Raw genomic sequence first — 25,805 nt, 5'->3', positions numbered from 1 at the left:
TTCATTCCTCTCATCGCCGCTCCGACACGGCTCATTCCTATAATGCTTAATACGATTTAAGCGCTTTCACCAAATCTTTCAAACAGAAGTGTGACAGTGAACGAAGTTACAACGATTTTATTTGTCGTAGCTCAAATTCCTCATCAATCTCCGCGTGGCGCCAGCAACCCCAGACCCTCAAGATCTATATCTTCAAGTGGCTCTTCATCGTCCGTGAGTTCGTCCGGATCTACATTCGGAACTGGTACCGAGAAACTGGATGGTATGCGGGCAGACAACAACCCTGCCCCGCGCAATTCTTCCAAACCGGGTAGATCGCGTATTTCTGGCAAGCCAAAATGATCCAGAAACGTATCTGTCGTGCCGTAGGTCACAGGACGCCCAGGTGTGCGGCGGCGACCACGCAGTTTGATCCAGCCCGTTTCCATAAGCACGTCGAGCGTGCCCTTGGATGTTTCCACACCACGAATATCTTCGAGCTCGGCGCGTGTGACAGGCTGATGATATGCAATGATTGCAAGAACTTCCATTGCAGCACGGGAAAGCTTGCGCTGTTGAACCGTCTCACGGCTCATGAGAAAGCCAAGATCGGATGCAGTGCGAAAAGCCCAGGCCGCACCGACCCGAACCAGATGGACGCCACGCCCCTCATAGACCTTTTGCAGATGCTCTAATATTGCTGACAAATCGGTATTAACCGGCAACCGCTCTGCCAATGCACGTTCAGAAACCGGCTCGGAAGATGCGAAGATTATCGCCTCCACCATCCGTCCGAGTTCCGCAAAGGCCATCGGCGAAGCTGGATGTTGAGCATCATCGTCATAATCATCCATTACCACTTCCGCTTCAGACATTTTCGTCCTCATCAAGTTCGCTTAATCCGCCTGCAACGCGCATATAGATCGGCTCAAAAGGTGCATTCTGTCGCACTTCCAGCTTGCCTTCTCGTACCAGCTCAAGGCTTGCAGCAAAAGAACTGGCCAAAGCAGAAGCCCTTTCCTGCGGTGTCAGCGCATAATTGATAAGAAAATGGTCCAGTGCGACCCAATCGCCGCTCGATCCCATAAGTCTCACAAGTGCTGAACGCGCTTCTTTTAACGACCAGACGGCACGCTTCTCAATCTGCACATGGGATACTGCCTGTCGCTGACGTTGCGACGCATAGGCGGTCAGTAATTCGTAAAGCGTGGCCGAAAACTGGCTGGATCGATCGACCACCACCAGTTCCGGCATACCGCGTGCAAAAACGTCACGACCCAGCCGGTTGCGATTGACAAGCTTGGCTGCTGCGTCGCGCATGGCTTCAAGCCGTTTCAAACGAAATTGCAGCGAGGCGATCAGTTCTTCGCCCGTAGCACCATCTTCGTCCTGTTGCTTGGGGATCAACAATTTGGATTTCAGGTAAGCCAGCCATGCGGCCATGACCAGATAATCCGCAGCCAGTTCAAGACGAAGAGCTTGGGCCTGTTCCACAAAGCCCAGATACTGTTCGGCAAGTGCCAGTACCGAAATCCGGGATAGATCGACACGTTGATTTCGCGCCAGATGCAGCAAAAGATCAAGCGGACCTTCGAACCCCTGCACGTCGATCAGCAGTGATGGTTCGTTTTCACCATGATCGGCGTCGGCCTGCCACAAGGCATCCATCGGCACATTGGTGCCGTCCTTGCCATTTGTGTTCGTTTCCGATCCAGCCAACCGCTTGTCCTGCTTACTTTGTGATCGGTGAGAAAATCCCACCGATCCGTTTTAATGTACCAAGTTTTGTCGGTTACGCCATCAGTTCGAACATTTGTCCAAACTCTTCGCGTAGTTCTGTTTCATCGGAAAGATCCGGATCACCTGCATAGACTTCCGCCAGATCTGCACGCTTCCGAGCCTTACCGTCGAGAACCGGAACGCGTGCGGCAACCTTTACCAGCTCTTCCATCACGCCCGCACAATAAAGAACGATATCGCAGCCTGCAGCGGTAATATCTTCGGCGATATCACCAAGATCACCCGAAAGCGCTTTCATCGAAATGTCGTCGCTGATGACCAGACCGTCGAACTGGATAACATCGCGAATGATCGTATTGATGACTGTCGGCGATAAGGTCGATGGACGCTTGGGATCGATGCAATCAAAGATAACATGTGCGGTCATTGCCATTGGAAGATCATTCAACGCCTTGAACGGCACAAAATCATGCGCGACCAGTTCACTGAGCGGTACACCAACGCGGGCCAGTTCCTTGTGTGTGTCGCTGAATGCGCGGCCATGACCTGGCATATGCTTCACCACAGGCAGCACGCCACCGGCAAGAAGCCCTTCTGCAGCAGAGCGCCCCATTGCAGCAACGCTATGCGGGTTCTTTGAATAGGCCCGCGCGCCGATGACATCATGGGCCCCTTCGATCGGAACATCGAGAACGGGCAGACAATCGGCATTGACACCAACTTTCAGAAGATCAAAAGCGTGAAGGCGCGCATGAAGCCAGGCGGCACGAAGACCTGCTTCATTGTCACGATCATAGATCGCACCAATTTGTGCAGCCGCAGGGTAGTTCGGAACGAGTGGCGGGCGAAGCCGCTGAACGCGACCACCTTCCTGATCAATGAAAACAGGCGTCTGAGGACGGTCGGTCACATCGCGCAGTTGCGCGGTTAGCTCTGCAACCTGTTCAAGGCTCTCCACATTGCGTGCAAAGAGAATGAAACCCCAAGGCTTTTCGTCACGGAAAAAAGCCACCTCATCAGGCGTCAGCTTTGTTCCAGCTACGCCAGCAATCCACGCCTTGCACTCTTTCATGCAGCATTCCTTTGATCTGTTTGTGCTCAAACCAGTGATAGCGGTTTAGCCGAAAAATCACCGTCATGGTAGCCATACGCAAAAGGGCGGCTACAGCATCGGCGCAAAAATCGGAATCGATTTTTGTAAAGCATGATGCGTAGATAAAATAGTTGAGAGCGCCGTGCATCCGAAAGGACGCACGGCGCTCTTATGCCGCCCTTCTCGTTTTTCGTCTGGTAAATTTTACTGCGTCACGAAGCAGCTGCCGCCAGCAGTCTTGAAACGACCGCAGAGTGCATTGGCATCATCCTTCGAACCTGCCTGAACGCGAACGCGGTAATAAGTGCCCTTGTTCGGAATATCTGCACGCTTGATGTCCACTGCACGGCCGCCGATCACGCTGCCATAACGCTGCGCCATGTTGGCATAGGACTTCTGTGCCAGTTCAGCAGATGGCTGCGAAGCAATCTGAATGAAATAGCCACCACCGGCAGCAGAAGCGACCTGAGGCACCGCTGGAGCGGTTGCAGGCACCTGAGCCTGTGTGCGTTGCGGCACGTTGCCAACAATATTGGTTGGCTGTTCAGCAGGACGGGACGGCACGACCGGCGCACGAACTGGTGTTGCTGGCGCCTGAGCCGCCGGTGCAGGCTGAGCAGCAGGTGTGTTCGCAACGGGCTCCTGCGGTGCATTGCCAGCCGCAAGAGCTGCAATTTCATCAGTGTCTGCAGGCGGTGCAATGAGTGCGTCATTGCTCGCTGAATTTGTCGGGCTCGCTGAATTTGCCGGACTTGCTGAGTTTGCCGTGTTTATTGGTGCCGGCTGTTGCGGTGTTGGGGCGGGCTGCTGGGCCTGAACGATCGTACCGTCTGGACGAACGATCATGGTTTCGACTTCACGCGGCTGGATCAGCGGTGCATCCTGACCGGAATTCGATGGCGCCTCGGCCGTTTGATTTGGCTCAGGGAAATCATTCGATCCCACGTCATTATCCTGCGCGCCCAGATCAACTGGCTCTTCGCCGGAAGAGATCAGCGATTTCTGTTCTGGATTGTTCGGTAATGTACCAGCGACACGATCATAGACCGCCTTGTCCTGGTTGGGGACAGTCGCTCCGCCCGGATTTTCCGGCTGAACTTTGATCGGCTGACTATCAGCGCGAATCACAACTGGCTCACCTGATCCGCTTCCACCGAGGAAGTGGTAGCCGATGCCGCCGATAAGAACCGCAATGCCTGCAACACTTGCGAGGATCAGACCACGACGACCACGAACCGGACGATTGCGGTAAGCCTCGGCGGCGCTACCCAGATCGTCTTCCGGCTGCATGGCTGCACGTGTACCGAATTCGCCGCTCTCTATCGTCTGAGCGCCCTGTGCGGCCCAATGGTTATAGAAATCATCGCTGCTACCACCAGCATCTGCCACAGTGGCCTGTGATGCCTGAGGCTGCGCTGTTGGATTTGCGCGTCCATAAGCGGTCGCAGCTGCAGCGGTTGCAGCACCAAGACCAAGTGCAGCACCCGCTGCCACGCCAGCATTTGGCATATAGGACGAAGCGCTTTCACGGAAAATATCCTCAAAAGCTTTATCGGCCTCGCTCTGTGCATCCGTCTTTGTAGCTGTCTCATCGACACCGATAGTGTTGAACACTTCCGCAAATTCGGTTTCCAGATCGGTCAAACCGGCATTTGCTTCGTCTTCGCCGTAATTGACTTCCGGCAAATCCAGCGAATGTGTCTGCTCAACCTTGCTATCAGCAACACTCAGCGTTTCGATTTCCGGCGCAGGCGCAACGAAAGCCGAACGTGGGTCCGCGTAATTGGTGAAGGATGGAGCTGCCGGATGCGCCTCTTCTTCATTGTAGGTCGCATGAGCATAAACAGGTTCACCAACCTGTTCGTCTTCGGTTTCCGATGACAAATCGAGATCATCTGCATTGAAGAAATCTTCTTCGCTAAAGAAGTTCGAATCATTTGCAGCGACGGAAGCCGGAGCATCGCCTGACGGTTCAAATCCGAAATCCTCTTCACTCAAAGAGATTTCTTCAAGACCGGAGAGATCATCTTCTGTTGCCTCAGCGGCAGCAGGTACGAAGTTCTGCTCATTCTCAAACGAGAAATCATCGTCGAACGAAAAATCGTCGTCCAGTTCAGCTTGTTCCGGTTCGTAATCAGCCGCTTCTGTCCGAACAGGTTCAGATGCAAGAACACCTGTCGCAGCAGCGCCGGCAGCGAAGTTGCTCAGCGTGTAATGTGGATAGATAGGCGCCTGTGCTTGCGGAGTGACTTCACGCGCATCATATGGTTCAGGCGTAAAGTTTGTCGCTGTTTCTACAGGTTCATATGCCTGTGAGTCTTCGAGCTGGAAATCGTCGAAAGCGTGCTCGGTATCGCCGTGATGAGCAGGCGCAGCATAAGACGGCGCTTCTGCGGCAGGTTCCTCATAACGCGGCGTATAGGCTGCGAATTGCTGTGGCTCATCTTCATAGATGGGTTCACGGGCCGAAGTCGCCTGTGGTTCGTCAGTGAAGAGCAGGCTTTCCAGCTCATCTTCAAGCGAAAGCGCCTGATGGGCAGGTGCTGCTGCATAGCTGGTTTCGAACGGCTCTGCGGACTGGACTTCCCAATCATTGCCTGCAGCTGCGTTTACTGTCGGTTCGCTCGCATATGGATCGACATACGGCGCTTCTGACGGCTGGTAGGCAGTGGCTGGACTATAATCGACATAGCCCTGCTCCAAGGGCTCAGACGATACACTGGCAGCAAGCGGCTCGGCATAACTAGGTTCAGCATGGCTTTCTTCATAAGCCGTGCGCGCTTCGGAATAATCGTTGTAGTCAAACTGCGGCACAGGTTCGGAGCGATCCGTTTCCACGAATTCAAACGATTCGGCTGGGGCAGCTGGCGCAGTTCCATCCAGATGAAGATCAAACTCTTCTTCAAGTGCCGACGCGAGATCGTCTTCCTGAAGCTGAGGCTCCGGATTCTGATAGGAATGCGGGTCCGGATATGGCGACGCCGTCGTCGGAGCAGAGTGCTGTTCCGGCTCTGTGAAATCGCCGAAATCACCAAGGAGCTCGCGTTCGAGATCGAAAGAAAGCGCGTCATCACCAGAATCAAATCCCGGTTCAGGACGATACTCACTTCGCGCAACGTTGTTATCAGCAGACGCGCCGAAGTCCATGATCCGCGAAAGTTCCATCAGCGGATCGTCTTCATGCAGCGGACGCTCGCCGTAATTACGGGGATTAGCACTGCTGTCCGTCATGGTGTGTTCCTAACTCAAACCCTGGACGTCGCAAGACGTCTCGATACATTACGTTGTAGCGAGGCAATGTGGGCAAAAGTTGACGGAAGTTTCATGCGCCTGAAGGAAGATCGACGACTTGCACCCTCGTTGATCTTCCATCTTTTTGACTTGCCGACATCCGCTCAACACCTTGGTTGAACTTGCGGATGACGAAACCGTCCTAGCGCATTTCCGTTGGAGCATCCGCACCGATTATTGTCAAACCGGACGTCAGCACATCGGAAACGACCTGTACTAGCCCTAGCCTTGCTAGAGACAATTCTGGATCGTTAACCTTAATAAAACGTAAGTCTGTGTTCTCGGTGCCCTTATTCCACTGAGAATGGAACGCACTGGCGAGGTCATAGAGGTAAAAAGCGAGGCGATGTGGCTCCTGATGCGTCGCCGCAGCTTCGATCAGACGCGGATATTCGGCGAGCTTGCGAACGAGTGCGATTTCGCTCTCATCGGTCAGCTTGTCGAAATGTCCGGCCATCGATACGCGATCAAGATCGCTCAGCCCAAGCTGGTCGACAGCCTGGCGGAAAACCGAATGGCAGCGCGCCGAAGCATACTGCACGTAGAAAATCGGGTTGTCCTTGGACTGTTCAGTCACTTTCGCAAAATCGAAATCGAGCGGCGCATCGTTCTTCCGATAAAGCATCATGAAACGAACCGGATCGCGGCCAACTTCATCCACCACTTCACGCAACGTGATGAATTCGCCCGAACGCTTGGACATGCGCACGGGTTCGCCATCGCGGAACAGCTTTACGAGCTGGCAAAGCAGAACGGTGAGCTTGGCCTTACCGTCAGAAACAGCCCGCGCAACAGCTTCAAGACGCTTGACGTAGCCGCCATGATCGGCGCCCAGCACATAGACCATCTCATTGAAGCCGCGATCATATTTGTCTTTGAAGTAAGCGACGTCAGCTGCGAAATAGGTGAACGTGCCATCAGACTTCATCAGCGGACGATCAATATCGTCGCCCACTTCGGTCGAACGGAACAGGGTCTGCTCACGATCTTCCCATTCTTCCGGCAGCTGCCCCTTCGGCGGCGGCAGCTTGCCCTTGTAGACATGGCCCTTGAGCGTCAGATCGTTGATCGCAGCGCGAATAACGCGCGCATGATCAGCATGAAGCTTACGCTCGGAATAGAAGACATCGTGATGCACATTCAGCGCATCAAGGTCGGCGCGGATCATCGCCATCATGGCGTCGATCGTGCGTTCCTTGACGATTGCGAAAGCTTCATCTTCCGGCATTTCGAGAAGCTTGTTGCCAAACTCCTTGGCGAGCGCCTCGCCGACAGGAACGAGATAATCGCCTGGATAAAGACCAGCTGGAATCTCACCGATCTCTTCACCCAGTGCTTCGCGGTAGCGCAGAATAACCGAACGTGCCAGCACATCGATCTGTGCGCCAGCGTCGTTGATATAATATTCTTTGACGACGTCGAAGCCTGCAAATTTCAACAGATTCGCCAGCACATCACCGACGACTGCGCCACGGCAATGGCCAACATGCATCGGACCTGTCGGGTTGGCCGAAACATATTCGACATTGACTTTGGTGCCTGTGCCAAGCTTCGAGCGTCCGAAATCGGTGCCTTCATTGAGCATAGCGGCCAGCTCACGCTGCCAGTAGGTATCTTTCAGACGCAGATTGATAAAGCCTGGGCCAGCGACATCAACCGTGGCGACATCCTTATCAGACTTCAGCGCATCGGCAATCGCAGTGGCAAGCTCGCGCGGGTTCTGGCCCACAGCCTTGGAAAGCACCATGGCAGCATTGGTGGCAATATCACCGTGCGAAGCGTCACGCGGTGGCTCCACGCTGATACGCGACAGATCGAGATCGCCGCCATCTTTCGCTTTCAGATCAATATCTTGCAACGTTTTTTTAATACGCGCGTCGAAATCTGCAAAGATATTCATGGTTCGTCCTGTCAGGCCTCAGTCCGGTTATAGTTGCGATTTCCGGCGTCGGCTCATCATAAAAATAGCAAAGATCCCGACGCATTTAAGCTCCAGGACCCGCTTCGTCCCGACCCGATTAAGCTAAATCGGGTGTATGGTCAAACAATCGTCGGTGTTCCCGCACCGCATAATTGTCAGTCATACCGGCCAGATAGTCTGCAACACGGAGAGCGCGACCCGCCTCATCAAGCGTTTCGCAGCCCGTTTGCCACTCCGCAGGCATGATGGCGGGATTGTCAAAACATATATCGAACAGGTCCTGCACGATTTTGTCGGCCGCATGTCTGCGAACAACAACACTCTCGTGAAAATAGAGGTTCTTGAACAAAAAGCGCTTCAGAGCTTTCTCTTCATCCCTCATTGCATCCGAAAAACCCACAAGTGCGCGCGGCTGGGCCTGCACATCCTCGACACTCTGAGGCTCAGCCGCAGCAATACGACGCTGTGATTCAGCGATCACATCCTCAACCATGATTGTAATCTGCCGCCGTACCAGCTCGTGCCCGGTGCGTACCGCATCAAGTGCCGGATAACGCGCTCTCACGATATCCAGAAGGCGCTTTGTAAGCGGCACCTCATCGAGCCCCTCCAGTTTAAGCAGGCCGGAACGGAGGCCATCGTCTATATCATGCGCATTATAAGCAATATCATCGGCAATGGCCGCGCATTGCGCTTCAAGGCTCGCAAAGCGCGACAATTCGAGATCGTAACGCTCGTTGAAATCAAGGATGGGCAGTGGAACCGGCTCATCTGAATGCGTAGCATAGGGGCCGATCAGCGGACCATTGTGCTTCACCAGCCCCTCAAGGGTTTCCCACGAGAGGTTTAGTCCGTCGAAATCCGCATAGCGGTGCTCAAGCTTCGTCACAATGCGAAGAGACTGAGCGTTGTGATCAAAGCCGCCATAGAGCTTCATGCGTTCATTGAGTGCTTCTTCGCCGGTATGTCCAAACGGCGTATGACCGAAATCATGCACAAGTGCTACAGCTTCCGCGAGGTCTTCATCCAGTCGTAAAGCGCGCGCCAGTGCGCGGGCAATCTGCGCCACCTCGATGGTATGCGTCAGACGGGTTCGATAGTGATCGCCCTCATGGGCAATGAAAACCTGCGTCTTATGTTTGAGGCGACGAAACGCAGTCGAGTGAATGATTCGGTCGCGGTCGCGTTGGAAAGGCGTTCGCGTTGCACTTTCAGGCTCAGGAACCAGTCGCCCGCGGGTCAAGGCAGGATTGCAGGCATAGGGCGCACGCTCGCGATAACCGAAGCCAATTCCTTCCAGCGATCCAATTCCTTCCGGGGACATTGCGATGCATTCCTCACTGTAATATGATTACGCTAAACTCAGGTGGACATTGACTTCCACACGTTGCGTTCATAGCTATCAGTTAAACATGAAGGCAAGTACGCGTATTCTGGACAATTCTCAATTGGTTCAATCCGGCATACGCAATTGCAAGCGGAACAAGGCAGATGACAGACATTACCGTTTCTGAATCCGCAGCCAAGCGGATTGCAAAAATTATCAGTTCCGAACCGGGCAAAACAGCACTTCGCGTTTCTGTCGAGGGCGGCGGCTGCTCTGGCTTTTCTTACAAATATGATCTGGTTGATGACCAATCCGATGATGACATCGTCATCGAAAAGCTTGGCGCCAAGGTGCTGATCGACTCAATCTCCGTTCCTTACATGGATGGTTCCCAGATTGATTTTGTCGATGACCTGATGGGACAATCGTTTCAGATCCGCAATCCGAACGCCACGGCATCCTGCGGCTGCGGTACAAGCTTCGCGATCTGATCAATTCCAGCATTCGAAAAAAGAAACCGGCTGCATTACGCAGCCGGTTTTGTTTTATCAGGCTTTAACAGATGAAACCGTCGCATCAATATGATCGACCAGCGCATCCGGCAAACCAAGGCGACCGGCCAGCATATCGAGATATCCACGCTCCGCACGGCTGTCAGGATCAATGGTCAGACGCGATGCTGTATAAAGCTCGACCTTCTGCTCTTCAGTCTGAGCAGCGGCTACCAGCGCATCGATATCAATCGGATCAGCGAGTTCTTTCTCAAAAAAGGCTTCCGCTTCATCATCAAGGCCTGAAATCTGAACCTTTTCCATAATGCGTGCGCGTTCCGCATCATCAATGTGGCCATCAGCCTTTGCGGCAGCAATCATTGCCTGCACAAGCGTCAATGCAAAACTGTTGCTCATTGCCGGTGACTGCGGATGAAACGGTGAATCTGCCGGTGGTGGTGGAAGCAATTCCGGCTCTTTTGCGACTGGCTGCTCAGCTGTCTGCGGCTGCTGACCAGATTTGTAGTTCTTGTAGGCGAGATAACCCAGGCCCGCAATTGCCGCGATACCGCCTGCCGTCGCAACATTGCCAGCGAGCTTACGTCCGGTTTTTGTGCCAAGAATTGCCGCGGCAATTGCACCGGTAGCCAATGGGTTTTTCTTGGCCAGATCAGTGGCCTGCCCCGCCTTGTCGCGAACGCTTCCGGACATGCCCGGAATTTGTGATCCCAGAAACTGGTCGAGAAGCTTTTTGGCGTCGAACATTCAAATCTCCTGTTTGGCTACGGTTTCTTGGAGATAGGAACGCAAAAGCGGCAATACAAATGGCATTTGAATAATTATCAGACAAGTCGAAATTCTGTGATGGAGAGAGGGCAGCGCTTGCCCTCGCCTCGTCTTCCGCCTAATCATTTCATCATGAAAATCGCGACATGGAACATTAATGGCGTCAAGGCGCGTATCGAAAACCTCCAGCATTGGCTGAAGGAATCGTCGCCTGACATCGCCTGCCTTCAGGAAATCAAGTCCGTGGACGATCTGTTCCCGCGACTGGAAATTGAAGCGCTCGGCTATCACGTCGAGACTCATGGCCAGAAGGGCTTTAACGGGGTCGCGATCCTTTCCAAAAAATCGCCTGATGAGGTCAATCGCGGGCTTCCCGGCGATGACAGCGATGAACAGGCGCGCTTCATTGAGGCTGTTTTTTCGACAGATAAGGGTGTTCTCCGTGTCGTGTCGCTGTATTTGCCCAACGGCAACCCCGTCGATACTGAGAAATTCCCCTACAAGCTGTCCTGGATGCAGCGTCTGGAGACCTGGGCGAAAAGCCGGCTTGAACTGGAAGAACCGCTTGTTCTTGCTGGGGACTATAACGTCATCCCGGAGCCTAACGATGCGAAAAACCCGCAGCAATGGCTCGGTGATGCACTGTTTCAGCCGCAATCACGTCAGGCATTCCGCCGACTTGAAAATCTGGGCTTCACAGAAGCTGTTCGTGCGGCGACGGACGAAGACGGTGTCTATACATTCTGGGATTATCAGGCTGGAGCCTGGCAGAAGAACAACGGCATTCGCATCGATCATCTGATGTTATCGCCGGAAGCAGCAAACCATTTCGTTTCAACAGATATCGAAAAACACGTCAGAGCGTGGGAAAAGCCGTCAGATCATGTACCCGTAACGGTAACATTGTCTGTCTGATTTCATGATCGAGAGCTTTTTGGAATACGAAGCTCATCGATCAGCTTTTAAAAGTCACCTTTGGCGACGTAGTTGCTTGAGAGCGCTATAGCGTTGCGACGATCAGCTTCACCGGCGATAGAGAAAGCCTGCTCCTGCATATCGCGGATCCAGGTGCAATCCTCCGTCGGACAACGCTCGAATGCTGCGGTGAGCATGGCAAGGCCCCGAACGGTCTTTCCAGCCTGAAACAGCATATTGCCAAGCATGGCCTGAGCGCTTGCATTCCCCTTCTTGGCCGCAAGCTGGAACCAGCGAGCGGCCTGCATTGAATTGCGTTCACCACCCTCACCGTCCAGCAGCATCTTGCCAAGCTCATACTGAGCAGCCGGATCGCCAAAATTGGATGCAGCCTGCACATAAAGGTTACGGGCGAATTTTGGATCAGAATTAACCGGAGAACCGGGAATACCGCGCTTTACGTAACCCGCGAGCGCGACCAGCGCATCAGCGACATAAGGCTCGTTTTCAGAACCCGGTTCCGCACCGTCACGGACGATCTTTTCGAAAATCTGGTAAGCTTCGTAATCGTCCTCTGCCACACCGTCGCCATCGGCATACATGCGAGCGAGCTTCCACTTGGCACCCTGATGACCACGTTCCGCCGCATAACGCAGCGCCTTGATGGCTTCATCCTTGTGGCCGCTCTTATAGGCAGAGAAACCAAACTTGAAGAGCTCGAACGGGCTCCGTGATTTCTCGGAGTCATCGTTCAGATCAAAAGCCGAAGCGCTGTTGCAGACAATGGCCAAGCCAAGTGCCGCAGCGATAAGGGGATATGAAAAACTGCGAATACGCATCACAACGCCGGTCTTTCACATTGGGTAGAAGTTGATGACATAAGTGACAGAGTACATTGTCTTTTCGTCAAGACTGCGACCCGATTTTGACGGAATAAAGCTCGGCCATTGCCAGAAATGCGAAATGAAAACAGAGCAGTCTTTTCGCTGCTCGAAAACGGATCGTTGTGAAACAATGCGTCTTTCTTCATTTCGTCCTGTCCTGAGGGAAATAACGTTTCCCGGAGTTGTTAATGGCCTTTGCCTTTCCTATCCGGTGACGCTTCTTTGTGGCGGGAAATGGGCAAAATGTGTCTCCCGTCTTTCTAGCCTAAAGCAATGGTAAAGACTGTTGCTAAATCAACACAAAATCAAATGTTGTTGGCCCCAATAAATTGTGACGATCCATCACTTCCAGAGCAGTGGAATTTTGCAAAACTCCCGGATGAGTTATGATCTGACAAGGTCGGGGGCATCGGATAATGACCAACAGACGGCGCTATTATAGGCGGCCATATCAACCGGAACGACGGCGAAGAAGTGGAGCTTTCGGTAGCATCCTCTTAACTTTGCTCATTTTTTCCGCACTCATTGCAATAATCGTATCCCTGCCCGTCAATCGTCCGCCCAAAGAATCATTGGCGGGCACCGTCTATGTCATTGATGGCGACACCGTTATCCTCAACAAGGCCCACATCCGCCTTCTCGGTATCGACGCGCCCGAGATGGAGCAAAGCTGTCAGACCGGTGATCATAGCTATCTCTGCGGTCGGGAAGCGCGCAATGCACTACGCAGCAGAATCGGTGGAACTGCGATTCGCTGCGAAAAAGAAGGGCTCGATAAATACGGGCGTTATCTCGGTCGATGCTATCTTGGTGAGACCGATCTCAACAGATGGATGGTGCAACAAGGCTGGGCTGTCTCCTATGGCGACTACCGAAACGAAGAGGTTGTCGCCCGCCGCGAGAAACGAGGAATTTGGGCTGGCAGCTTTGAAGTGCCGTATCAATGGCGCAAGGAACATCAAAAGCCGAATGTTGAACCGGAAACAGGCCACGAAACGTCTGCATCCGATGTAATCAGCGATATGATCAGCTATATCAGAGGCTATGTCTCTACCTTGTTAAACTCTCTCTGGTCTGGAGCCCGATAGGAATAATGGAAAATATGGACGAGCTCAGGCACTCGATCCAAGCCTGTCGCATTTGCCGTGACGCGCCTCAATTTCTGCCGCCTTTGCCGCACGAACCCAATCCGGTATGCATAATCTCGGATACTGCACGCATTGCGATCTGTGGGCAGGCTCCGGGGATACGTGTGCATAACAGCTCCCTGCCCTTTAATGACCCTTCTGGTGATCGCTTGAGACAATGGCTCGGCACAACACGCGAGGAGTTTTACGATCCGGCGCGTTTCGCAATTGTGCCAATGGGTTTTTGCTTTCCTGGTTATGACAAGCATGGCGGCGATCTCCCACCGCGTCGCGAATGCCGTCCGACCTGGCATGATCGTGTCTTTGCTTCTATGCCGCAGCTCGAGTTCATTCTGGTCGTCGGACAATATGCGCTTGCCTATCATTTGCCTGAATGGCGCAAAGCGAGCCTCACAGAAACGGTCCAGAACTGGCGCAGTTTTATGGAAACACCGAATGCTGCGGGACGAACAGTTTTACCTCTGCCGCATCCATCCTGGCGTAACAGCGGTTGGCTCAAACGAAATCCCTGGTTTGATCAGGAAGTCGTTCCCCTTCTTCGCGAAAAAGTCCGCCACCTGCTGGTGGATAGAAAATAAATTTTAGTTCCTTTATTTTCATTGGAATAAATTTCCTGTAATTTCGGATGAATGCGAACCATAAGGTATGAAGTTTCATTGATCCGGAAAGTTCGGGAAACGATTTCTAATACCGGGATAAAAAACGTATGGACAGGCTCGACAGAAAAATACTGCGCTTACTGCAGGAAGACGCAACACTGGCGGTAGCAGATGTCGCCAAGAAGGTTGGCCTCTCCACTACACCTTGCTGGCGCCGCATCCAGAAACTCGAGGAAGACGGCGTCATCAAACGCCGCGTCGCAATCCTCGATCCGGTACGCGTCAACACACGCGTCACCGTATTTGTGTCGGTACGGACCAGTTCGCACAGCAATGAATGGCTGAAGCGCTTTTCTGAAGTGGTTCAGGAGTTTCCTGAAGTCATCGAATTCTACCGCATGAGTGGTGATGTCGATTACCTGCTGCGTGTAGCAGTGCCAGATATTGCGGCTTATGACGCATTCTATAAGCGCCTCATCAGCAAGATCGAAATTCGTGATGTGTCCTCATCCTTTGCGATGGAGCAGATCAAGTACACGACCGAATTGCCGCTCGACTACATGGTGCTGGACAAAGAAAACAACTAAGTTTTTTAGAGCGCGTTTCGATCTGATTGGATCAGATCGGCGCTCTAAATATTTGTTTTAACGCGCATCTTTTCCGAAAACCGTTTCACACTTTTCGGGATGCGCTCTAAAGAATACATATGAAAAAGCCCGGAGATTTCTCCGGGCTTTTCGTTTTATTGTCCGGCCGTTACGCCAGCCTGTTCGAAGGTCGCCATGCCGCTATGGCAAAGGGCGGCTGACTTAACGATACCGGCCGCCAGAGCAGCACCTGTGCCCTCGCCCAATCGCATACCGAGATCGAGAAGCGGCTTTTTGCCCATCTTTTCAAGCATCAGTCGATGGCCCGGCTCTGCCGACACATGGCCAAAAAGACAATGGTCGAGCGCTGTCGGATTTGCAGCGTAGAGGACGGCAGCGGCTGCACTGGCTACAAAGCCATCAATGATAACCGGAATTTTCTCCATACGCGCGGCGAGAATTGCACCTGCCATGGCAGCGACCTCACGTCCGCCCAGACGCCGCAAAACTTCCAGCGGATCCTTAAGATGTGCCTGATGAAGCTCGACAGCGGCACGAACCGCCGCAAGCTTACGTTCCAAAAGATCACCGGTCGAACCAGTACCCGGTCCGACCCAATCTTCAGCTGTCCCACCAAAGAGTGCCAGCGCAATGGCTGCAGCAATCGTGGTGTTACCGATACCCATTTCACCTATGCAGAGAAGATCTGTGCCACCAGCAATGCCTTCCATGCCGAATGCCATAGTCGCCGCACAGGTGCGTTCGTCCATTGCCGCTTCTTCGGTGATGTCAGCAGTCGGATGCTCCAGTGCAAGGTCAAAGACCTTAAGACCGAGATCATGGGCAATGCATATCTGGTTGATCGCTGCACCGCCTGCTGCAAAATTCTCAACCATCTGTGCGGTCACACTTGATGGGAAGGGCGTGATATTCTTGGCAGTCACTCCATGATTGCCTGCAAAGACCGCGACCAGCGGGCGATTGATCTGCGGAACTGACTTTCCAGTCCAGGCAGCGAGCCATGCAACAATTTCTTCAAGCTGGCCGAGCGAGCCAGCAGGCTTGGTCAGTGTCGCTTCCCGCGCACGTACAGCCGCTTCCGCACCAAGATCAGGTCCCGGCAGATTACGGATAAGTTCACGGAAATCGTCAAAAGGAAGGCCACTGGCGCTCATATCGTCTAGTCCAATCAATCAATGGAGGATACAAAACTGTTGTGCTCGTCCTATAAGCACTTAGTCAAATTTTCAAATCACCTCTTTGCGCCAAACCATATTGGCGGCAAATATTCCGGTCAGCAGCATTATAGTTCTTAAAGCGGAGCAAGCAGTTGCAGCGAAACAGCTTCATAGGAGATACAATTCGTTCTCTGGGCTTTCTGAGCCGTCTGCCTTTGCCGCATAGCTGGCTTACAGACGCAGATGAAGGTTTGGGCGATTCGCTGAAAACGGGCATGCGCGCGTTCCCACTGGCGGGCGCTGTCCTTGGGCTTCTGGCCGGTTTTTCACTTCTGGTATCCGATTATCTCAACCTTCCCGCGGTTGTCTCGAGCTTGATCGCGGTCGGAATGCTGGCAGCGACGACCGGTGCACTGCATGAAGACGGTCTTGGAGACACTGCTGACGGCTTCTTTGGCGCCTCAACGCCAGATCGTCGTCTTGCGATCATGAAAGATTCGCGGATTGGCACCTTTGCGGCGCTCACACTCATCATCTGGACCGGTATCAAGGTTTCGCTGCTTGCTGCCATCATTGATCGTGCTGGCGCGTGTTATGCGGCTCTAGCACTGATCGGAGCAGAAGCTGCAAGTCGCGCGGCAATTCTCGCCCTCTGGCATGGATTGCCATCCGCTCGCCCTGGTGGACTTGCAGACAATCTCGGCGCACCCAAATGGGAAACGCTCGTTTGCGCATGTGCAATCGGTCTGGCAATAATGGTTGTAACCATCATCCCGGCTGGCGGGTTTACAGCTCTTTTTAATGCGCTCATTTTCAGCATCGTGCTTTTATTTGGCTTTGCGAAACTCTGTCTGGCAAAAATTGGCGGACAAACCGGTGATACCCTCGGCGCTGCTCAACAAATCTGTTCCATGGCAGTGCTGCTCGGTCTTGTCACAGCGCTTTGATGTGACCACATTGGCCCTATGAACGCGGCAACAATAGAATCGCCATGCATTCTGGTATGCGTGATGGACATTCAGACCGGATTTTGTCTTGGCTGCGCACGCACACTCGATGAAATTGCCGAATGGTCCTCCATGCGAGATGATCAACGGCGAACGATCATAGCGCTTTTACCAGCGCGCCATAAAATACTGGAAAAGAAAGAAGGCTGATGGGGCGTTTGTTCTGGATCGTGATTGCAGCAATTGCAGTTGTCATATTGCTGCTGATGGCGAACGATGACAGCGGAACCACACTCGGCATTGCCAATGATGCCTTTGGTCAGGCTGCCTATATGGGCATATGGGGCGTTGTGCTCGCAGCCGGTCTGCTTGGCTCAGGGATCAAACTGAGCGACTTTGCCCGCAATATGGCCGTGTGGGCGGTCATTATCCTTGCTCTCGTCGCAGCCTACCAATATCGTTATGAGCTTCAGGATGTGGGTAGCCGTATTACAGCCGGGCTCATTCCCGGCAGCCCCATTTCAGGCCGTGCTGTCGATGGTTCCCTCACGGTAACATTGGCAAAGTCTGCCAACGGGCATTTCGAGGTCAATGGTCGCGTTAATGATGCGCGCGTGCATTTCCTTGTCGATACAGGCGCGTCTTCTGTCGTGCTTTCAAAGGAAGACGCCGAGCGCGCAGGCATCGACACGTCATCGCTCAATTATTCCGTTCCTATCAACACTGCGAACGGCAGAGCCGCTGCTGCAAGCATAACCATTGCGAAATTACAGATCGGTGACATTGAACGGCAAAATATCCGTGCAATGGTGACGCAGGAAGGGCTGATGACCGGGAGCCTGCTCGGCATGAACTTCCTGCAAACGCTGGGTGGTTTCAGCGTTCGTGGCGATCAGCTTATTATGATGGATTAGGCAGCTTCGCTGCCCGCTTCCATGATAGACCTATAGGCCAGACGCAGCACATCGCTGTTCGCGCCTGGCTTGGCAGCATCTGTGGACAATATTTGACGCCAACGGCGCGCACCGGGTTGCCCCATGAACAATCCAACCATGTGACGGCTTATGTGTGAAAGCCTGCCGCCATCGGCAATGTGCCGATCAATATATTCGCACATTGCCTCAATGATTTCTGCCATATCCGTTGGCTTTTCATCATCCCCATAGATAAGATGATCGACATCAGCGAGCAATGCCGGATTATGATAGGCAGCACGCCCCAGCATGACGCCATCCAGATGATCGAGATGCGAGACAGTATCTTCGAGAGTGCTTATACCGCCATTAATACCAATAAATGGCGCATCGAGACGCTGTTTGAGGCGATAAACACGATCATAATCAAGCGGCGGGATATCTCGGTTCTCCTTCGGTGAAAGCCCTTTCAGCCATGCTTTGCGGGCATGAACCCAAAGCGCATCCGCGCCTGCTTCCAGCACTTGATCCGCGACGGCATCCAACGCCACTTCCGGGTCCTGATCATCAACGCCTATCCGGCATTTGACGGTAACAGGCACAGAAACCACTTCCTTCATGGCCGCGACGCAACGCGCAACAATTTCCGGAGTCTGCATAAGGCATGCGCCGAATGTGCCGGATTGCACACGATCAGACGGACAACCGACATTGAGATTGATTTCGTCGTATCCGAAGCCAGCACCTATTCGCGCAGCTTCCTGTAGTTTGACCGGATCGGAACCGCCAAGCTGAAGAGCTACAGGGTGCTCCGTGGCATCAAAGCCCATGAGCCGTTCACGCGGGCCATGGATTGCCGCATCAGCAACGACCATCTCTGTGTAGAGCAAAGCGCGCTTGGAAAACAGGCGGTGAAAATATCGACAATGACGATCCGACCAGTCGAGCATAGGCGCAACGGAGAACCGGTGATCTGGATAGTTGTGATTTTTATTTTTTATTTCAGTCATTTAAACAACAATCCTGAGAATGCGATTCATCTAAATTTCTGGCTCTGAGGTGAAGCGCCCTGCGTCAAGTGGCGCAAAAAGCCATAAATGAAGCAAATGATCAAGTTTTGTCGGTTGGACCAAGCTTCTTCAATATAAGAAGCATCTGCGATTTTTCACGCTTTGACGGAGGTAAAAGCAGTCAGCAAGTTGATTACTGTGACTTTCGCTTAGGTTCCGCATTATGATCCCTGCGAACAAACCCACCCGATTCTTTCGACGAAAATTCGAGGACCTTCATTTTGACCGACCTGTCTCCCTTCAACAAATCATTCGACGCTTTTCTGTTCGATATGGACGGCACAGTGCTGAGTTCAATTGCAGCAACTGAGCGTGTATGGGGTGAATGGGCAACCCGTCATGGCATTGATCCGGTCACATTCGTTCCGACCATTCACGGTGTGCGTGCAGTCGATACCGTTCGTAGACTTGGCCTACCGCATCTTGATCCAGACACCGAAGCCAAAATCCTGCTGGATGCGGAAATGGCTGATGTGGATGGGATCGTAGCCATTGAAGGCGCACTGGATTTCCTGAATTCACTGCCAGAGGGTCGCTGGGCAATCGTCACCTCCGCACCAATTGAGCTGGCGCGGCGTCGTTTGCAAGCCGCCGGTTTGCCAATGCCCAAAACAATTGTTTCAGCTGAAGATGTTGAGCGCGGAAAACCAAGCCCTGAATGCTTCCAGCTCGGTGCAAAGCGGCTCGGCTTCGATCCACACAATTGCCTTGTGTTTGAAGATGCCCCGGCTGGCATTGTCGCTGGTGAGACTGCAGGTGCGAGCGTCGTTGTTGTCACTGCAACGCACCCACACTCGCCTGAAACATCGCACAGAAGCATCAACAGCTACCGCGAGTTAAAACTGTCCGTCGACGGTGAAACTGGCATGTTATTGCTTGCAGATGCTTCGGTCTGAAACAAAGAGTACGGCGCGTATTAAAGCGCATCCCGAAAAGTGTGAAACGGTTTTCGGACAAAGATGCGCGTTAAAATAAATATATAGAGCGCCGATCTGATCCAATCAGATCGAAACGCGCTCTAAATCACGCGCCGTCCTTCGCGCCAGACAGTGCGGATGATCGGCACATGTTCGGCGATTTGCACCCGCACCAGATCGCCACGCTTTCCAAGCGCTATTTCACCACGATCTTCAAGGCCAACGGCCTTTGCCGGATTGCTTGATACCAGCCTGATTGCCTGCGGCAGCGTAATTTGTTCCATCACATCGGCCATAAAGAATGCCGATTGCATCATGCTTGCCGGGATATAATCAGATGAGATGATGTCAAGATGACCGGCTTCCGCCAATTCGCGCGCCGAAACATTGCCAGAATGCGAGCCCCCGCGCACCACATTGGGCGCCCCCATCAGCACCGACATACCCGCTTCCTTGGATGCCTTGGCAGCCAGATGAGTTGTCGGAAATTCGGCAACACGGATTCCCTGCGTGCTTGCTTCTGCGACGTGATCCACAGTGGCGTCATCATGGCTGGCCAGAACGATACCCCGCTCAAGGCAAGCACTGGCAATCGCCTTGCGGGTCGGTGCCGAATGTTGCTGTGACTGGCCTATACGCTTTTCGCAATAGCGTATGAATTCTTCCTCAGTCACTCTGAGCTTGCTCATGTAGTAGGATTTGTAGGTTTCAATATCCGTAAACTGGCGCTGTCCCGGTGCGTGATCCATCAACGAAACCAGTTTGACCAGCGGATGCACGCCAAACCGCTGGAATGCGCTCAAGCAATCAGGGGCTGAAACTTCACACCGCAAATGCAGAAAATGGTCTGCGCGCAAACGTCCTGCCTCGCGCCCCTCTGCGATTGCTGATGACAACTTACGCATATCATCAATGCCCGTCTGCGCTTCATCATCGAAGCCGATCCGCAAGGCATCAAAGACTGTTGTAATGCCGGAAGCCGCGATCTGCGCATCATGTGCCTGAACCGCCGCGATCGGGTTCCAGCGCACTTTCGGGCGAGGCGCATAATGACCTTCGAGATGATCGGTGTGCAACTCAACCAGTCCCGGCGTCAGATAATCACCTTCCATGTCCTCGCCAGACACCGACGAGCCGGATGCAATATCGACAATGACACCATCGACGATTTTAACCGTACCGCTGATTACTTCGTCAGGCAGAACAATATTCGCATTTTTAAGAACAGTTTCCGTCGTCATCCCTCAAGGCCTCCCCACAGCCCGTGAGGACCGTTTTGACACCTTAGTACCACCGGTCATTGGATGCAGCGAATGAATCTCGAACGGTGCACCTTTTTCCGGCTCCACAAAGAGCGCGAGATTGGCGATTTCGACCGGGTCATCCAGAACAGGCGCAAAAAAGTCGTCGAGCACGCGTTCGACATGCGGTCTCTGCTTTTCATCGACGGGGCCGGTCAGCGTCATATGAAAACGAAACTCGTCGAAAACATAAGGATAACCCCAACGATCCAGATTCTGCCGCTGAGCTTCACTCAGCCGTTCTGGTCGACGCTTGGCAATTTCCGCGTCCCGCAATGGCGCCCGAAAACGGTCGAATGAAACAACCACGTCATTGGCAAGCTGGTTGAGTTCAGTCACCGGCTCTTCAGGTACGAGCGAAAAAAATGGGCCAATATTCTGCAATTTCAAGCGTGGAATAACAAATGGCACGCTCGACGATGCAAAATACATCAAAGCGGAAAGCAGATCGCTTTCCTCATAGGTCTCGTCCAGCCGGAAAGGTGCCTTTAGCGTCCCATGAAAACCATAGCGGCGCGGCTCTGCGGTCAGCGCAACAATATCCTCGGCTGCGAGGGTGCGAATCGCAGGTACCTTGACCAGCTCCCCACTAAACGCACTTCGCCCAAGCCAATTGGCGGCAACTTTCAAAAGTGCATCGCCTGAAGGCGGCGTGAAATAAATCGCGTAACGCATAGTGATTCCTCTCTTGGCCGGATCGTTACACGCAGATTGTGGCAAGTCGATAAAGGGGAAGTAACATCGGGATTTTACATCACGGCAAATTCGTATAGGCCTACGTCCGGTTAGAAATGAGGAGATGGCTATGGGTGGCTTTGCATCGATCGGTGAGTGCATGATCGAGCTTTCAGGCGGTGGCGATGATCAATGGCGCATGGGATATGCCGGTGACACACTGAATACCGCCTGGTATATGCGGGCACTGGCAGACCAATCATATCCTGTGGAATACGTCAGCGCATTCGGCGAGGATGATTTCTCGCAGAAACAGCGCGCTTTCCTCACATCGAATGGCATCGGCATTGCCCAAAGCCCCATCATCAAGGGCGTCCACCCGGGACTATATGCGATCACTCTTAACGGTGCAGAACGCTCGTTCACCTATTGGCGTAGCGATGCAGCAGCAAGGCGCCTTGCGAGTGACCGAAATGCCTTGAAGGCCAGTCTAGCTGGTCGCGACATGATATATTTCTCCGGCATTTCGATTGCCATCGTCTTCCCGGAGCACCGCGAAACTTTGTTCGAAATCTTACGTGAATGCCGTGAAGAAGGTGCACGCATTGCGTTTGACCCAAATTTCCGACATCAGCTCTGGCCTGATCGTGAAGTGGCGAAGAAGATCATCAGCGAAGCAATGCAGGTCGCCGATATAGCACTGCCGACCTTTCCCGATGAACAGGCACTCTTTGGTGATGAAACGGCTCAAGCCTGTGCGGAAAGACTTGTGGGCCTCGGCGTAAAGGAAATCGTCGTCAAGGACGGCACGGAGCCTGCACTTATTATAGCGGACGGCGAGAAAACCCTCGTTCCATCCGTCAAAGCCAATGCGCTTGATACGACCGGCGCTGGTGACAGCTTTAACGGTGGCTATCTTGCCGCGCGCATTGAAGGCCTATCGCCGGTCGAGGCTGCACGCAAAGCACATGCAGTTGCCGCTCGTGTGGTTGAAATTCGCGGCGCGCTTGCTCCTATGGAACACGCACGCGCCGCTTATGAGGCGGTAATTTAGAGCGCATCCCGAAAAGTGTGAAACGTTTTTCGGATAAGATGCGCGTCAACACAAACAATTAGAGCACAGCGCGCTCTAATCCCGCGAGAAGGTAAAGTGGCTCGTCTGGGCGTAGACTTCGCCCGGACGCAAGATCGCCTGAGGAACATAGGCATATTCCAGCGACCCCGGCCAGACCTGCGGCTCCAGGCAGAAACCTGCATGTTTGCCATAAGGCTTGCCCGTCAAGCCAATGCAATCATTGGCCATTGTGTTACCAGCATAAAACTGAACGCCAGGCTCCGTCGTCTCGATATCAAGACGAATGCCGGATCGTGCACCTTTGACGGACGCACAGGGGCGCAAGGGACCACGCGCTGCGGTCATGCAGAAATTGCTGTCATATTCGACCTGTTTGCCGTCGTCCTCAAAACGGATCGGACGGAAATCGCGGAAATCATAAGGCGTGTCTTTGACCGGCAGAATGCGTCCATCCGGAATCAGCGCTTCATCGACTGGCATATAAGCGCCAGCTTCGATCTTTAACTGATGATCGAGAATGTCGCCCTCGCCGCCATCGTCGAGATTGAAATAGCTGTGATGGAGAAGATTGCAGACTGTAGGTTTGTCCGTCACGGCTTCAAGACGCACAATCAACGTACCCTTTGCATTGAGCATATAGGTGCAGCTTACATTGAGATTGCCGGGAAAACCCATCTCCCCATCGGCTGCGAGTGTCGCAAGTGTTACAAAATCAGATCCGGAACCGGTGACTTTCCAGACGCGATTTCCGAGACCTTTGCTGCCGCCATGCAGATTATGAATACCCTGAAAATTCGCCTCGACTTCGTATGTCTTGCCGTCAAGCTCAAAGCGAGCATTACGGATGCGATTGGAAAAGCGACCGGCGATTGCACCTAAATGAGGCGAGTGCGCTGGATAATCGGCAAAATCACGATAGCCAATCACCAATGGCGCATCGTGCCCTTCCATGCGCAAATCCTGAACGGCTGCGCCCCACGTGATGATCTTCGCTTCCAGCGAACCGTTTGCGATTGTGAGCCGATGAACCGCCTGCCCGTCCGGTGCATATCCAAAAATTTCCGCTGTCACTTTGTTCGCCCATTCTGATGCGTTTTTGAGAGCCGCATCAAGCCGCATCGGCGCGCACTGCGCAAGAGGCTAACTGCTCGATATGCTAAGGATGAAACATTGCTTTTGCCCCAATTCATGATACGAACTTCAAAACATTTCAAAAATTTGTAATTCGCTTTATGTTGCGCTTCACGTAGCAGGCACCTTATATGCGCCCACAAAGCTCTGGCTATTGTGAAAGCAATATGACTTTCCCTATCGCCGGAAACACGCTAGACACGCGCAGATACTCAGACGTATGCCTGTTGTGGCATCGCCAAGAATAAAGGAATCGAAACTTGTCCTCTACTTTTGACAAAGTCGCCGACATCATCGCCGAAACCAGCGAAATCGACCGTGACACCATCACGCCGGATAGCCACACTATCGATGATCTTGGCATCGACAGCCTCGACTTCCTCGACATCGTATTTGCGATCGACAAAGAATTCGGCATCAAGATTCCGCTTGAACAGTGGACGCAGGAAGTGAACGAAGGCAAAGCGCCGACGGAAGAATACTTCGTTCTGAAGAATCTCTGCGCCAAGATCGACGAGCTGGTCGCAGCCAAAAAGGGCTGACCAGCCGCGAAAGCTGACGGTATTGAAGGGTGAACATCCGTGTTCGCCCTGATTCCGTTTCTGGATCACGCATAGAATCCATAAGCACAGCATTTACGGGCAGACCGAACCATGCAGAGCAATAAAGTCGTCATCACCGGCATTGGCATCATCTCTTCGCTAGGCGAAGGACTGGATGCGCATTGGAATGCTTTCTCCAAGACAGGTTCAGAACCGCGCCTCGAAAAGGAAGCCTTTGCGCCATACACAGTTCATCCACTGGGCGAAGTCGATTGGGGTTTGCAAATCCCAAAGCGTGGCGACCAGCGCCAGATGGAAACATGGCAGCGGCTTGGCACCTATGCGGCAGGCCTTGCGCTTGACGATGCCGGTATCAAGGACGACGAAGCGCTTTGCGCAAGCATGGACATGGTTGTGGGCGCCGGTGGCGGCGAACGCGACATCACCGTCGACATGCAGATTCTCGACGAAGGCCGGACCAGTAACGATCGCGGTGTGATGCTCAATGAGAAACTCTCGACCGAGCTGCGCCCTACCCTGTTTCTGGCCCAGCTTTCCAATCTGCTGGCTGGCAATATTTCCATCGTCCATAAAGTGACCGGCTCATCGCGCACATTCATGGGCGAAGAAGGTTCAGGCATTTCAGCGATTGAAACGGCGGCAGCACGCATTCGCTCTGGCCAGAGCACGCATGCGCTGGTTGGCGGATCGTACAACTCAGAACATTTCGACATGATTCTCGGCCATGAGCTTGGCGGATTGCTCAAGCATGATGGCTGGGCATCGCTCTGGGAGCGTGAAAGCAGCGCCGGTGGCGGCATGATTTCCGGCTCTGGCGGCGTGTTCCTTGTGCTTGAAAGCGCAGACCATGCGCAAAAGCGCGGTGCCCGCGCCTATGCGGAGATCGCAAACATCGAAAGTGCACAGGTTCGTCGCGATGCTGCCGATCTCACGAAGACGGTTCGTGAACTGGTGCTTGCTGCCAATGGCGGCAAGGAGCCTGAATATGTGGTTTCGGGTGCCTCCGGCGCGCATGACGCAACGGCCGCCGAAAAAGCTGCACTTGAGGGCATTTCCGCCGCTTATCGCGGCATTGCCAACCTGACCGGACATTTGCGCGAAGCTCAGTTCCCGTTGGCGCTGGCTCTCGCGGCTATTTCTGTTTGGAAAGGTGAGGCTTTCGCACCATTAAGCCCGTCTGAAAAGACGATTGATGGAACGATCGGCGAAGCCATTGTCACCACCGTCGGCGCAACCCGCGCTGAGGGTGCCGCAAAGCTGGTGAGAGCATAAG

The 25,805-nt window shown here is 53.3% G+C and carries 25 protein-coding genes; 12 read left to right on the top strand and 13 right to left on the bottom strand.

The features are described from left to right. Window positions 1-143 precede the first annotated feature (143 nt). The 6 genes from scpB to CEV33_RS19000 form a co-directional block, all read right to left on the bottom strand. Window positions 144-854: an SMC-Scp complex subunit ScpB gene (gene scpB, locus CEV33_RS19025; protein WP_094541958.1), complete on the bottom strand. Its 711-nt coding sequence runs from the start codon at window positions 852-854 to the stop codon at window positions 144-146. Then, window positions 847-1,647 carry a segregation and condensation protein A gene (locus CEV33_RS19020; protein ID WP_374816624.1) on the bottom strand — a complete coding sequence of 267 codons (801 nt, stop codon included), beginning with the start codon at window positions 1,645-1,647 and terminating at the stop codon, window positions 847-849. The genes scpB and CEV33_RS19020 overlap by 8 nt, the downstream gene beginning before the upstream one ends. 124 nt (window positions 1,648-1,771) lie before the next feature. Further along, the gene (gene nagZ / locus CEV33_RS19015; protein WP_094541956.1) at window positions 1,772-2,791 is read right to left on the bottom strand and encodes a beta-N-acetylhexosaminidase; all 1,020 of its coding nucleotides are present in this window, start codon (window positions 2,789-2,791) and stop codon (window positions 1,772-1,774) included. A gap of 225 nt (window positions 2,792-3,016) precedes the next feature. Further along, the gene (locus tag CEV33_RS19010; protein ID WP_094541955.1) at window positions 3,017-6,043 is read right to left on the bottom strand and encodes an SPOR domain-containing protein; all 3,027 of its coding nucleotides are present in this window, start codon (window positions 6,041-6,043) and stop codon (window positions 3,017-3,019) included. Between the two features lie 202 nt (window positions 6,044-6,245). After that, window positions 6,246-8,003, bottom strand: a complete 1,758-nt coding sequence (argS, locus tag CEV33_RS19005; RefSeq protein WP_094541954.1) for an arginine--tRNA ligase — start codon at window positions 8,001-8,003, stop codon at window positions 6,246-6,248. Window positions 8,004-8,121: 118 nt separating this feature from the next. Beyond that, window positions 8,122-9,348, bottom strand: a complete 1,227-nt coding sequence (locus tag CEV33_RS19000; RefSeq protein WP_094541953.1) for a deoxyguanosinetriphosphate triphosphohydrolase — start codon at window positions 9,346-9,348, stop codon at window positions 8,122-8,124. A 167-nt stretch (window positions 9,349-9,515) separates the two neighbouring features. Here CEV33_RS19000 and erpA point away from each other — a divergent pair, with 167 nt between their 5' ends. Beyond that, on the top strand, window positions 9,516-9,842 hold the full coding sequence (gene erpA / locus CEV33_RS18995; RefSeq protein ID WP_024896593.1) for an iron-sulfur cluster insertion protein ErpA: 327 nt from the start codon (window positions 9,516-9,518) through the stop codon (window positions 9,840-9,842). A 57-nt stretch (window positions 9,843-9,899) separates the two neighbouring features. Here the strand turns inward: erpA and CEV33_RS18990 are convergent, their stop codons facing one another. Beyond that, entirely contained in the window at window positions 9,900-10,607 is a 708-nt protein-coding gene (locus tag CEV33_RS18990; RefSeq protein ID WP_094541952.1) for a tellurite resistance TerB family protein, read from the bottom strand. Between the two features lie 153 nt (window positions 10,608-10,760). Between CEV33_RS18990 and xth the strand changes: the two genes are divergently transcribed. After that, a complete protein-coding gene (xth, locus tag CEV33_RS18985; protein WP_094542082.1) occupies window positions 10,761-11,543 on the top strand; it encodes an exodeoxyribonuclease III in 783 nt (260 codons plus the stop codon). Window positions 11,544-11,590: 47 nt separating this feature from the next. Here xth and CEV33_RS18980 read toward each other — a convergent pair whose 3' ends face one another. Further along, the gene (locus tag CEV33_RS18980; RefSeq protein WP_024896590.1) at window positions 11,591-12,382 is read right to left on the bottom strand and encodes a tetratricopeptide repeat protein; all 792 of its coding nucleotides are present in this window, start codon (window positions 12,380-12,382) and stop codon (window positions 11,591-11,593) included. Between the two features lie 617 nt (window positions 12,383-12,999). Here CEV33_RS18980 and CEV33_RS18975 point away from each other — a divergent pair. The 3 genes from CEV33_RS18975 to CEV33_RS18965 all read left to right on the top strand — a co-directional run bounded on the left by CEV33_RS18975 (window position 13,000) and on the right by CEV33_RS18965 (window position 14,761). Then, window positions 13,000-13,515, top strand: a complete 516-nt coding sequence (locus CEV33_RS18975; protein WP_407923794.1) for a thermonuclease family protein — start codon at window positions 13,000-13,002, stop codon at window positions 13,513-13,515. A gap of 5 nt (window positions 13,516-13,520) precedes the next feature. Continuing rightward, window positions 13,521-14,153 carry a uracil-DNA glycosylase family protein gene (locus CEV33_RS18970; protein ID WP_374816556.1) on the top strand — a complete coding sequence of 211 codons (633 nt, stop codon included), beginning with the start codon at window positions 13,521-13,523 and terminating at the stop codon, window positions 14,151-14,153. Between the two features lie 128 nt (window positions 14,154-14,281). Beyond that, a complete protein-coding gene (locus CEV33_RS18965; RefSeq protein ID WP_024896587.1) occupies window positions 14,282-14,761 on the top strand; it encodes an Lrp/AsnC family transcriptional regulator in 480 nt (159 codons plus the stop codon). A gap of 155 nt (window positions 14,762-14,916) precedes the next feature. Here the strand turns inward: CEV33_RS18965 and cobT are convergent, their stop codons facing one another. Then, window positions 14,917-15,936 carry a nicotinate-nucleotide--dimethylbenzimidazole phosphoribosyltransferase gene (gene cobT, locus CEV33_RS18960; protein ID WP_094541949.1) on the bottom strand — a complete coding sequence of 340 codons (1,020 nt, stop codon included), beginning with the start codon at window positions 15,934-15,936 and terminating at the stop codon, window positions 14,917-14,919. 155 nt (window positions 15,937-16,091) lie between these two features. On the opposite strand from cobT, the gene CEV33_RS18955 reads away from it, so the two are divergent. Genes CEV33_RS18955 through CEV33_RS18945 form a run of 3 tightly spaced genes read left to right on the top strand, consistent with a single transcriptional unit; the run spans window position 16,092 to window position 17,800 of the window. Beyond that, window positions 16,092-16,886: an adenosylcobinamide-GDP ribazoletransferase gene (locus CEV33_RS18955; RefSeq protein ID WP_094541948.1), complete on the top strand. Its 795-nt coding sequence runs from the start codon at window positions 16,092-16,094 to the stop codon at window positions 16,884-16,886. An 18-nt stretch (window positions 16,887-16,904) separates the two neighbouring features. After that, the gene (locus CEV33_RS18950) at window positions 16,905-17,096 is read left to right on the top strand and encodes a DUF1289 domain-containing protein (protein WP_094541947.1); all 192 of its coding nucleotides are present in this window, start codon (window positions 16,905-16,907) and stop codon (window positions 17,094-17,096) included. Further along, window positions 17,096-17,800: a TIGR02281 family clan AA aspartic protease gene (locus tag CEV33_RS18945; RefSeq protein WP_094541946.1), complete on the top strand. Its 705-nt coding sequence runs from the start codon at window positions 17,096-17,098 to the stop codon at window positions 17,798-17,800. Before CEV33_RS18950 ends, CEV33_RS18945 begins: the two co-directional genes overlap by 1 nt. On the opposite strand, the gene dusA is transcribed toward CEV33_RS18945, so the two are convergent. Beyond that, window positions 17,797-18,810, bottom strand: a complete 1,014-nt coding sequence (gene dusA / locus CEV33_RS18940; RefSeq protein ID WP_094541945.1) for a tRNA dihydrouridine(20/20a) synthase DusA — start codon at window positions 18,808-18,810, stop codon at window positions 17,797-17,799. The two genes, CEV33_RS18945 and dusA, sit on opposite strands and share 4 nt — an antisense overlap. A 281-nt stretch (window positions 18,811-19,091) precedes the next feature. Between dusA and CEV33_RS18935 the strand changes: the two genes are divergently transcribed. Then, the gene (locus CEV33_RS18935; RefSeq protein WP_094541944.1) at window positions 19,092-19,766 is read left to right on the top strand and encodes an HAD family hydrolase; all 675 of its coding nucleotides are present in this window, start codon (window positions 19,092-19,094) and stop codon (window positions 19,764-19,766) included. 122 nt (window positions 19,767-19,888) lie between these two features. On the opposite strand, the gene CEV33_RS18930 is transcribed toward CEV33_RS18935, so the two are convergent. Continuing rightward, window positions 19,889-21,028: an alpha-D-ribose 1-methylphosphonate 5-triphosphate diphosphatase gene (locus tag CEV33_RS18930; protein ID WP_094541943.1), complete on the bottom strand. Its 1,140-nt coding sequence runs from the start codon at window positions 21,026-21,028 to the stop codon at window positions 19,889-19,891. A 3-nt stretch (window positions 21,029-21,031) separates the two neighbouring features. Beyond that, entirely contained in the window at window positions 21,032-21,763 is a 732-nt protein-coding gene (locus CEV33_RS18925) for a DUF1045 domain-containing protein (protein ID WP_094541942.1), read from the bottom strand. A gap of 130 nt (window positions 21,764-21,893) precedes the next feature. Here CEV33_RS18925 and CEV33_RS18920 point away from each other — a divergent pair, with 130 nt between their 5' ends. Continuing rightward, window positions 21,894-22,817 carry a sugar kinase gene (locus CEV33_RS18920; protein ID WP_094541941.1) on the top strand — a complete coding sequence of 308 codons (924 nt, stop codon included), beginning with the start codon at window positions 21,894-21,896 and terminating at the stop codon, window positions 22,815-22,817. Between the two features lie 75 nt (window positions 22,818-22,892). Here CEV33_RS18920 and CEV33_RS18915 read toward each other — a convergent pair whose 3' ends face one another. Further along, window positions 22,893-23,909 (bottom strand): aldose epimerase family protein, encoded by a 1,017-nt coding sequence (locus CEV33_RS18915; protein ID WP_094542081.1) that lies wholly within the window; start codon window positions 23,907-23,909, stop codon window positions 22,893-22,895. A gap of 320 nt (window positions 23,910-24,229) precedes the next feature. Between CEV33_RS18915 and CEV33_RS18910 the strand changes: the two genes are divergently transcribed. Continuing rightward, window positions 24,230-24,511, top strand: a complete 282-nt coding sequence (locus CEV33_RS18910) for an acyl carrier protein (RefSeq protein ID WP_024897522.1) — start codon at window positions 24,230-24,232, stop codon at window positions 24,509-24,511. A gap of 111 nt (window positions 24,512-24,622) precedes the next feature. Then, entirely contained in the window at window positions 24,623-25,804 is a 1,182-nt protein-coding gene (locus CEV33_RS18905; RefSeq protein ID WP_094541940.1) for a beta-ketoacyl-ACP synthase, read from the top strand. Window position 25,805 lies beyond the last annotated feature (1 nt).

Source organism: Brucella grignonensis (genome assembly GCF_002252505.1).
Taxonomy (GTDB): Bacteria; Pseudomonadota; Alphaproteobacteria; order Rhizobiales; family Rhizobiaceae; genus Brucella; species Brucella grignonensis.
Note: the sequence above shows the minus strand (reverse complement) of the source record. Positions and strands in the feature narration are given on the sequence as shown.

Excerpts from the sequence above, each read along its gene's own strand:
- scpB (WP_094541958.1), bottom strand. The coding sequence starts at position 854 with ATGTCTGAAGCGGAAGTGGTAATGGATGATTATGACGATGATGCTCAA.
- CEV33_RS19020 (WP_374816624.1), bottom strand. The coding sequence starts at position 1,647 with ATGGATGCCTTGTGGCAGGCCGACGCCGATCATGGTGAAAACGAACCA.
- nagZ (WP_094541956.1), bottom strand. The coding sequence starts at position 2,791 with ATGAAAGAGTGCAAGGCGTGGATTGCTGGCGTAGCTGGAACAAAGCTG.
- CEV33_RS19010 (WP_094541955.1), bottom strand. The coding sequence starts at position 6,043 with ATGACGGACAGCAGTGCTAATCCCCGTAATTACGGCGAGCGTCCGCTG.
- argS (WP_094541954.1), bottom strand. The coding sequence starts at position 8,003 with ATGAATATCTTTGCAGATTTCGACGCGCGTATTAAAAAAACGTTGCAA.
- CEV33_RS19000 (WP_094541953.1), bottom strand. The coding sequence starts at position 9,348 with ATGTCCCCGGAAGGAATTGGATCGCTGGAAGGAATTGGCTTCGGTTAT.
- erpA (WP_024896593.1), top strand. The coding sequence starts at position 9,516 with ATGACAGACATTACCGTTTCTGAATCCGCAGCCAAGCGGATTGCAAAA.
- CEV33_RS18990 (WP_094541952.1), bottom strand. The coding sequence starts at position 10,607 with ATGTTCGACGCCAAAAAGCTTCTCGACCAGTTTCTGGGATCACAAATT.
- xth (WP_094542082.1), top strand. The coding sequence starts at position 10,761 with ATGAAAATCGCGACATGGAACATTAATGGCGTCAAGGCGCGTATCGAA.
- CEV33_RS18980 (WP_024896590.1), bottom strand. The coding sequence starts at position 12,382 with ATGCGTATTCGCAGTTTTTCATATCCCCTTATCGCTGCGGCACTTGGC.
- CEV33_RS18970 (WP_374816556.1), top strand. The coding sequence starts at position 13,521 with ATGGAAAATATGGACGAGCTCAGGCACTCGATCCAAGCCTGTCGCATT.
- CEV33_RS18965 (WP_024896587.1), top strand. The coding sequence starts at position 14,282 with ATGGACAGGCTCGACAGAAAAATACTGCGCTTACTGCAGGAAGACGCA.
- cobT (WP_094541949.1), bottom strand. The coding sequence starts at position 15,936 with ATGAGCGCCAGTGGCCTTCCTTTTGACGATTTCCGTGAACTTATCCGT.
- CEV33_RS18950 (WP_094541947.1), top strand. The coding sequence starts at position 16,905 with ATGAACGCGGCAACAATAGAATCGCCATGCATTCTGGTATGCGTGATG.
- CEV33_RS18945 (WP_094541946.1), top strand. The coding sequence starts at position 17,096 with ATGGGGCGTTTGTTCTGGATCGTGATTGCAGCAATTGCAGTTGTCATA.
- dusA (WP_094541945.1), bottom strand. The coding sequence starts at position 18,810 with ATGACTGAAATAAAAAATAAAAATCACAACTATCCAGATCACCGGTTC.
- CEV33_RS18930 (WP_094541943.1), bottom strand. The coding sequence starts at position 21,028 with ATGACGACGGAAACTGTTCTTAAAAATGCGAATATTGTTCTGCCTGAC.
- CEV33_RS18925 (WP_094541942.1), bottom strand. The coding sequence starts at position 21,763 with ATGCGTTACGCGATTTATTTCACGCCGCCTTCAGGCGATGCACTTTTG.
- CEV33_RS18920 (WP_094541941.1), top strand. The coding sequence starts at position 21,894 with ATGGGTGGCTTTGCATCGATCGGTGAGTGCATGATCGAGCTTTCAGGC.
- CEV33_RS18905 (WP_094541940.1), top strand. The coding sequence starts at position 24,623 with ATGCAGAGCAATAAAGTCGTCATCACCGGCATTGGCATCATCTCTTCG.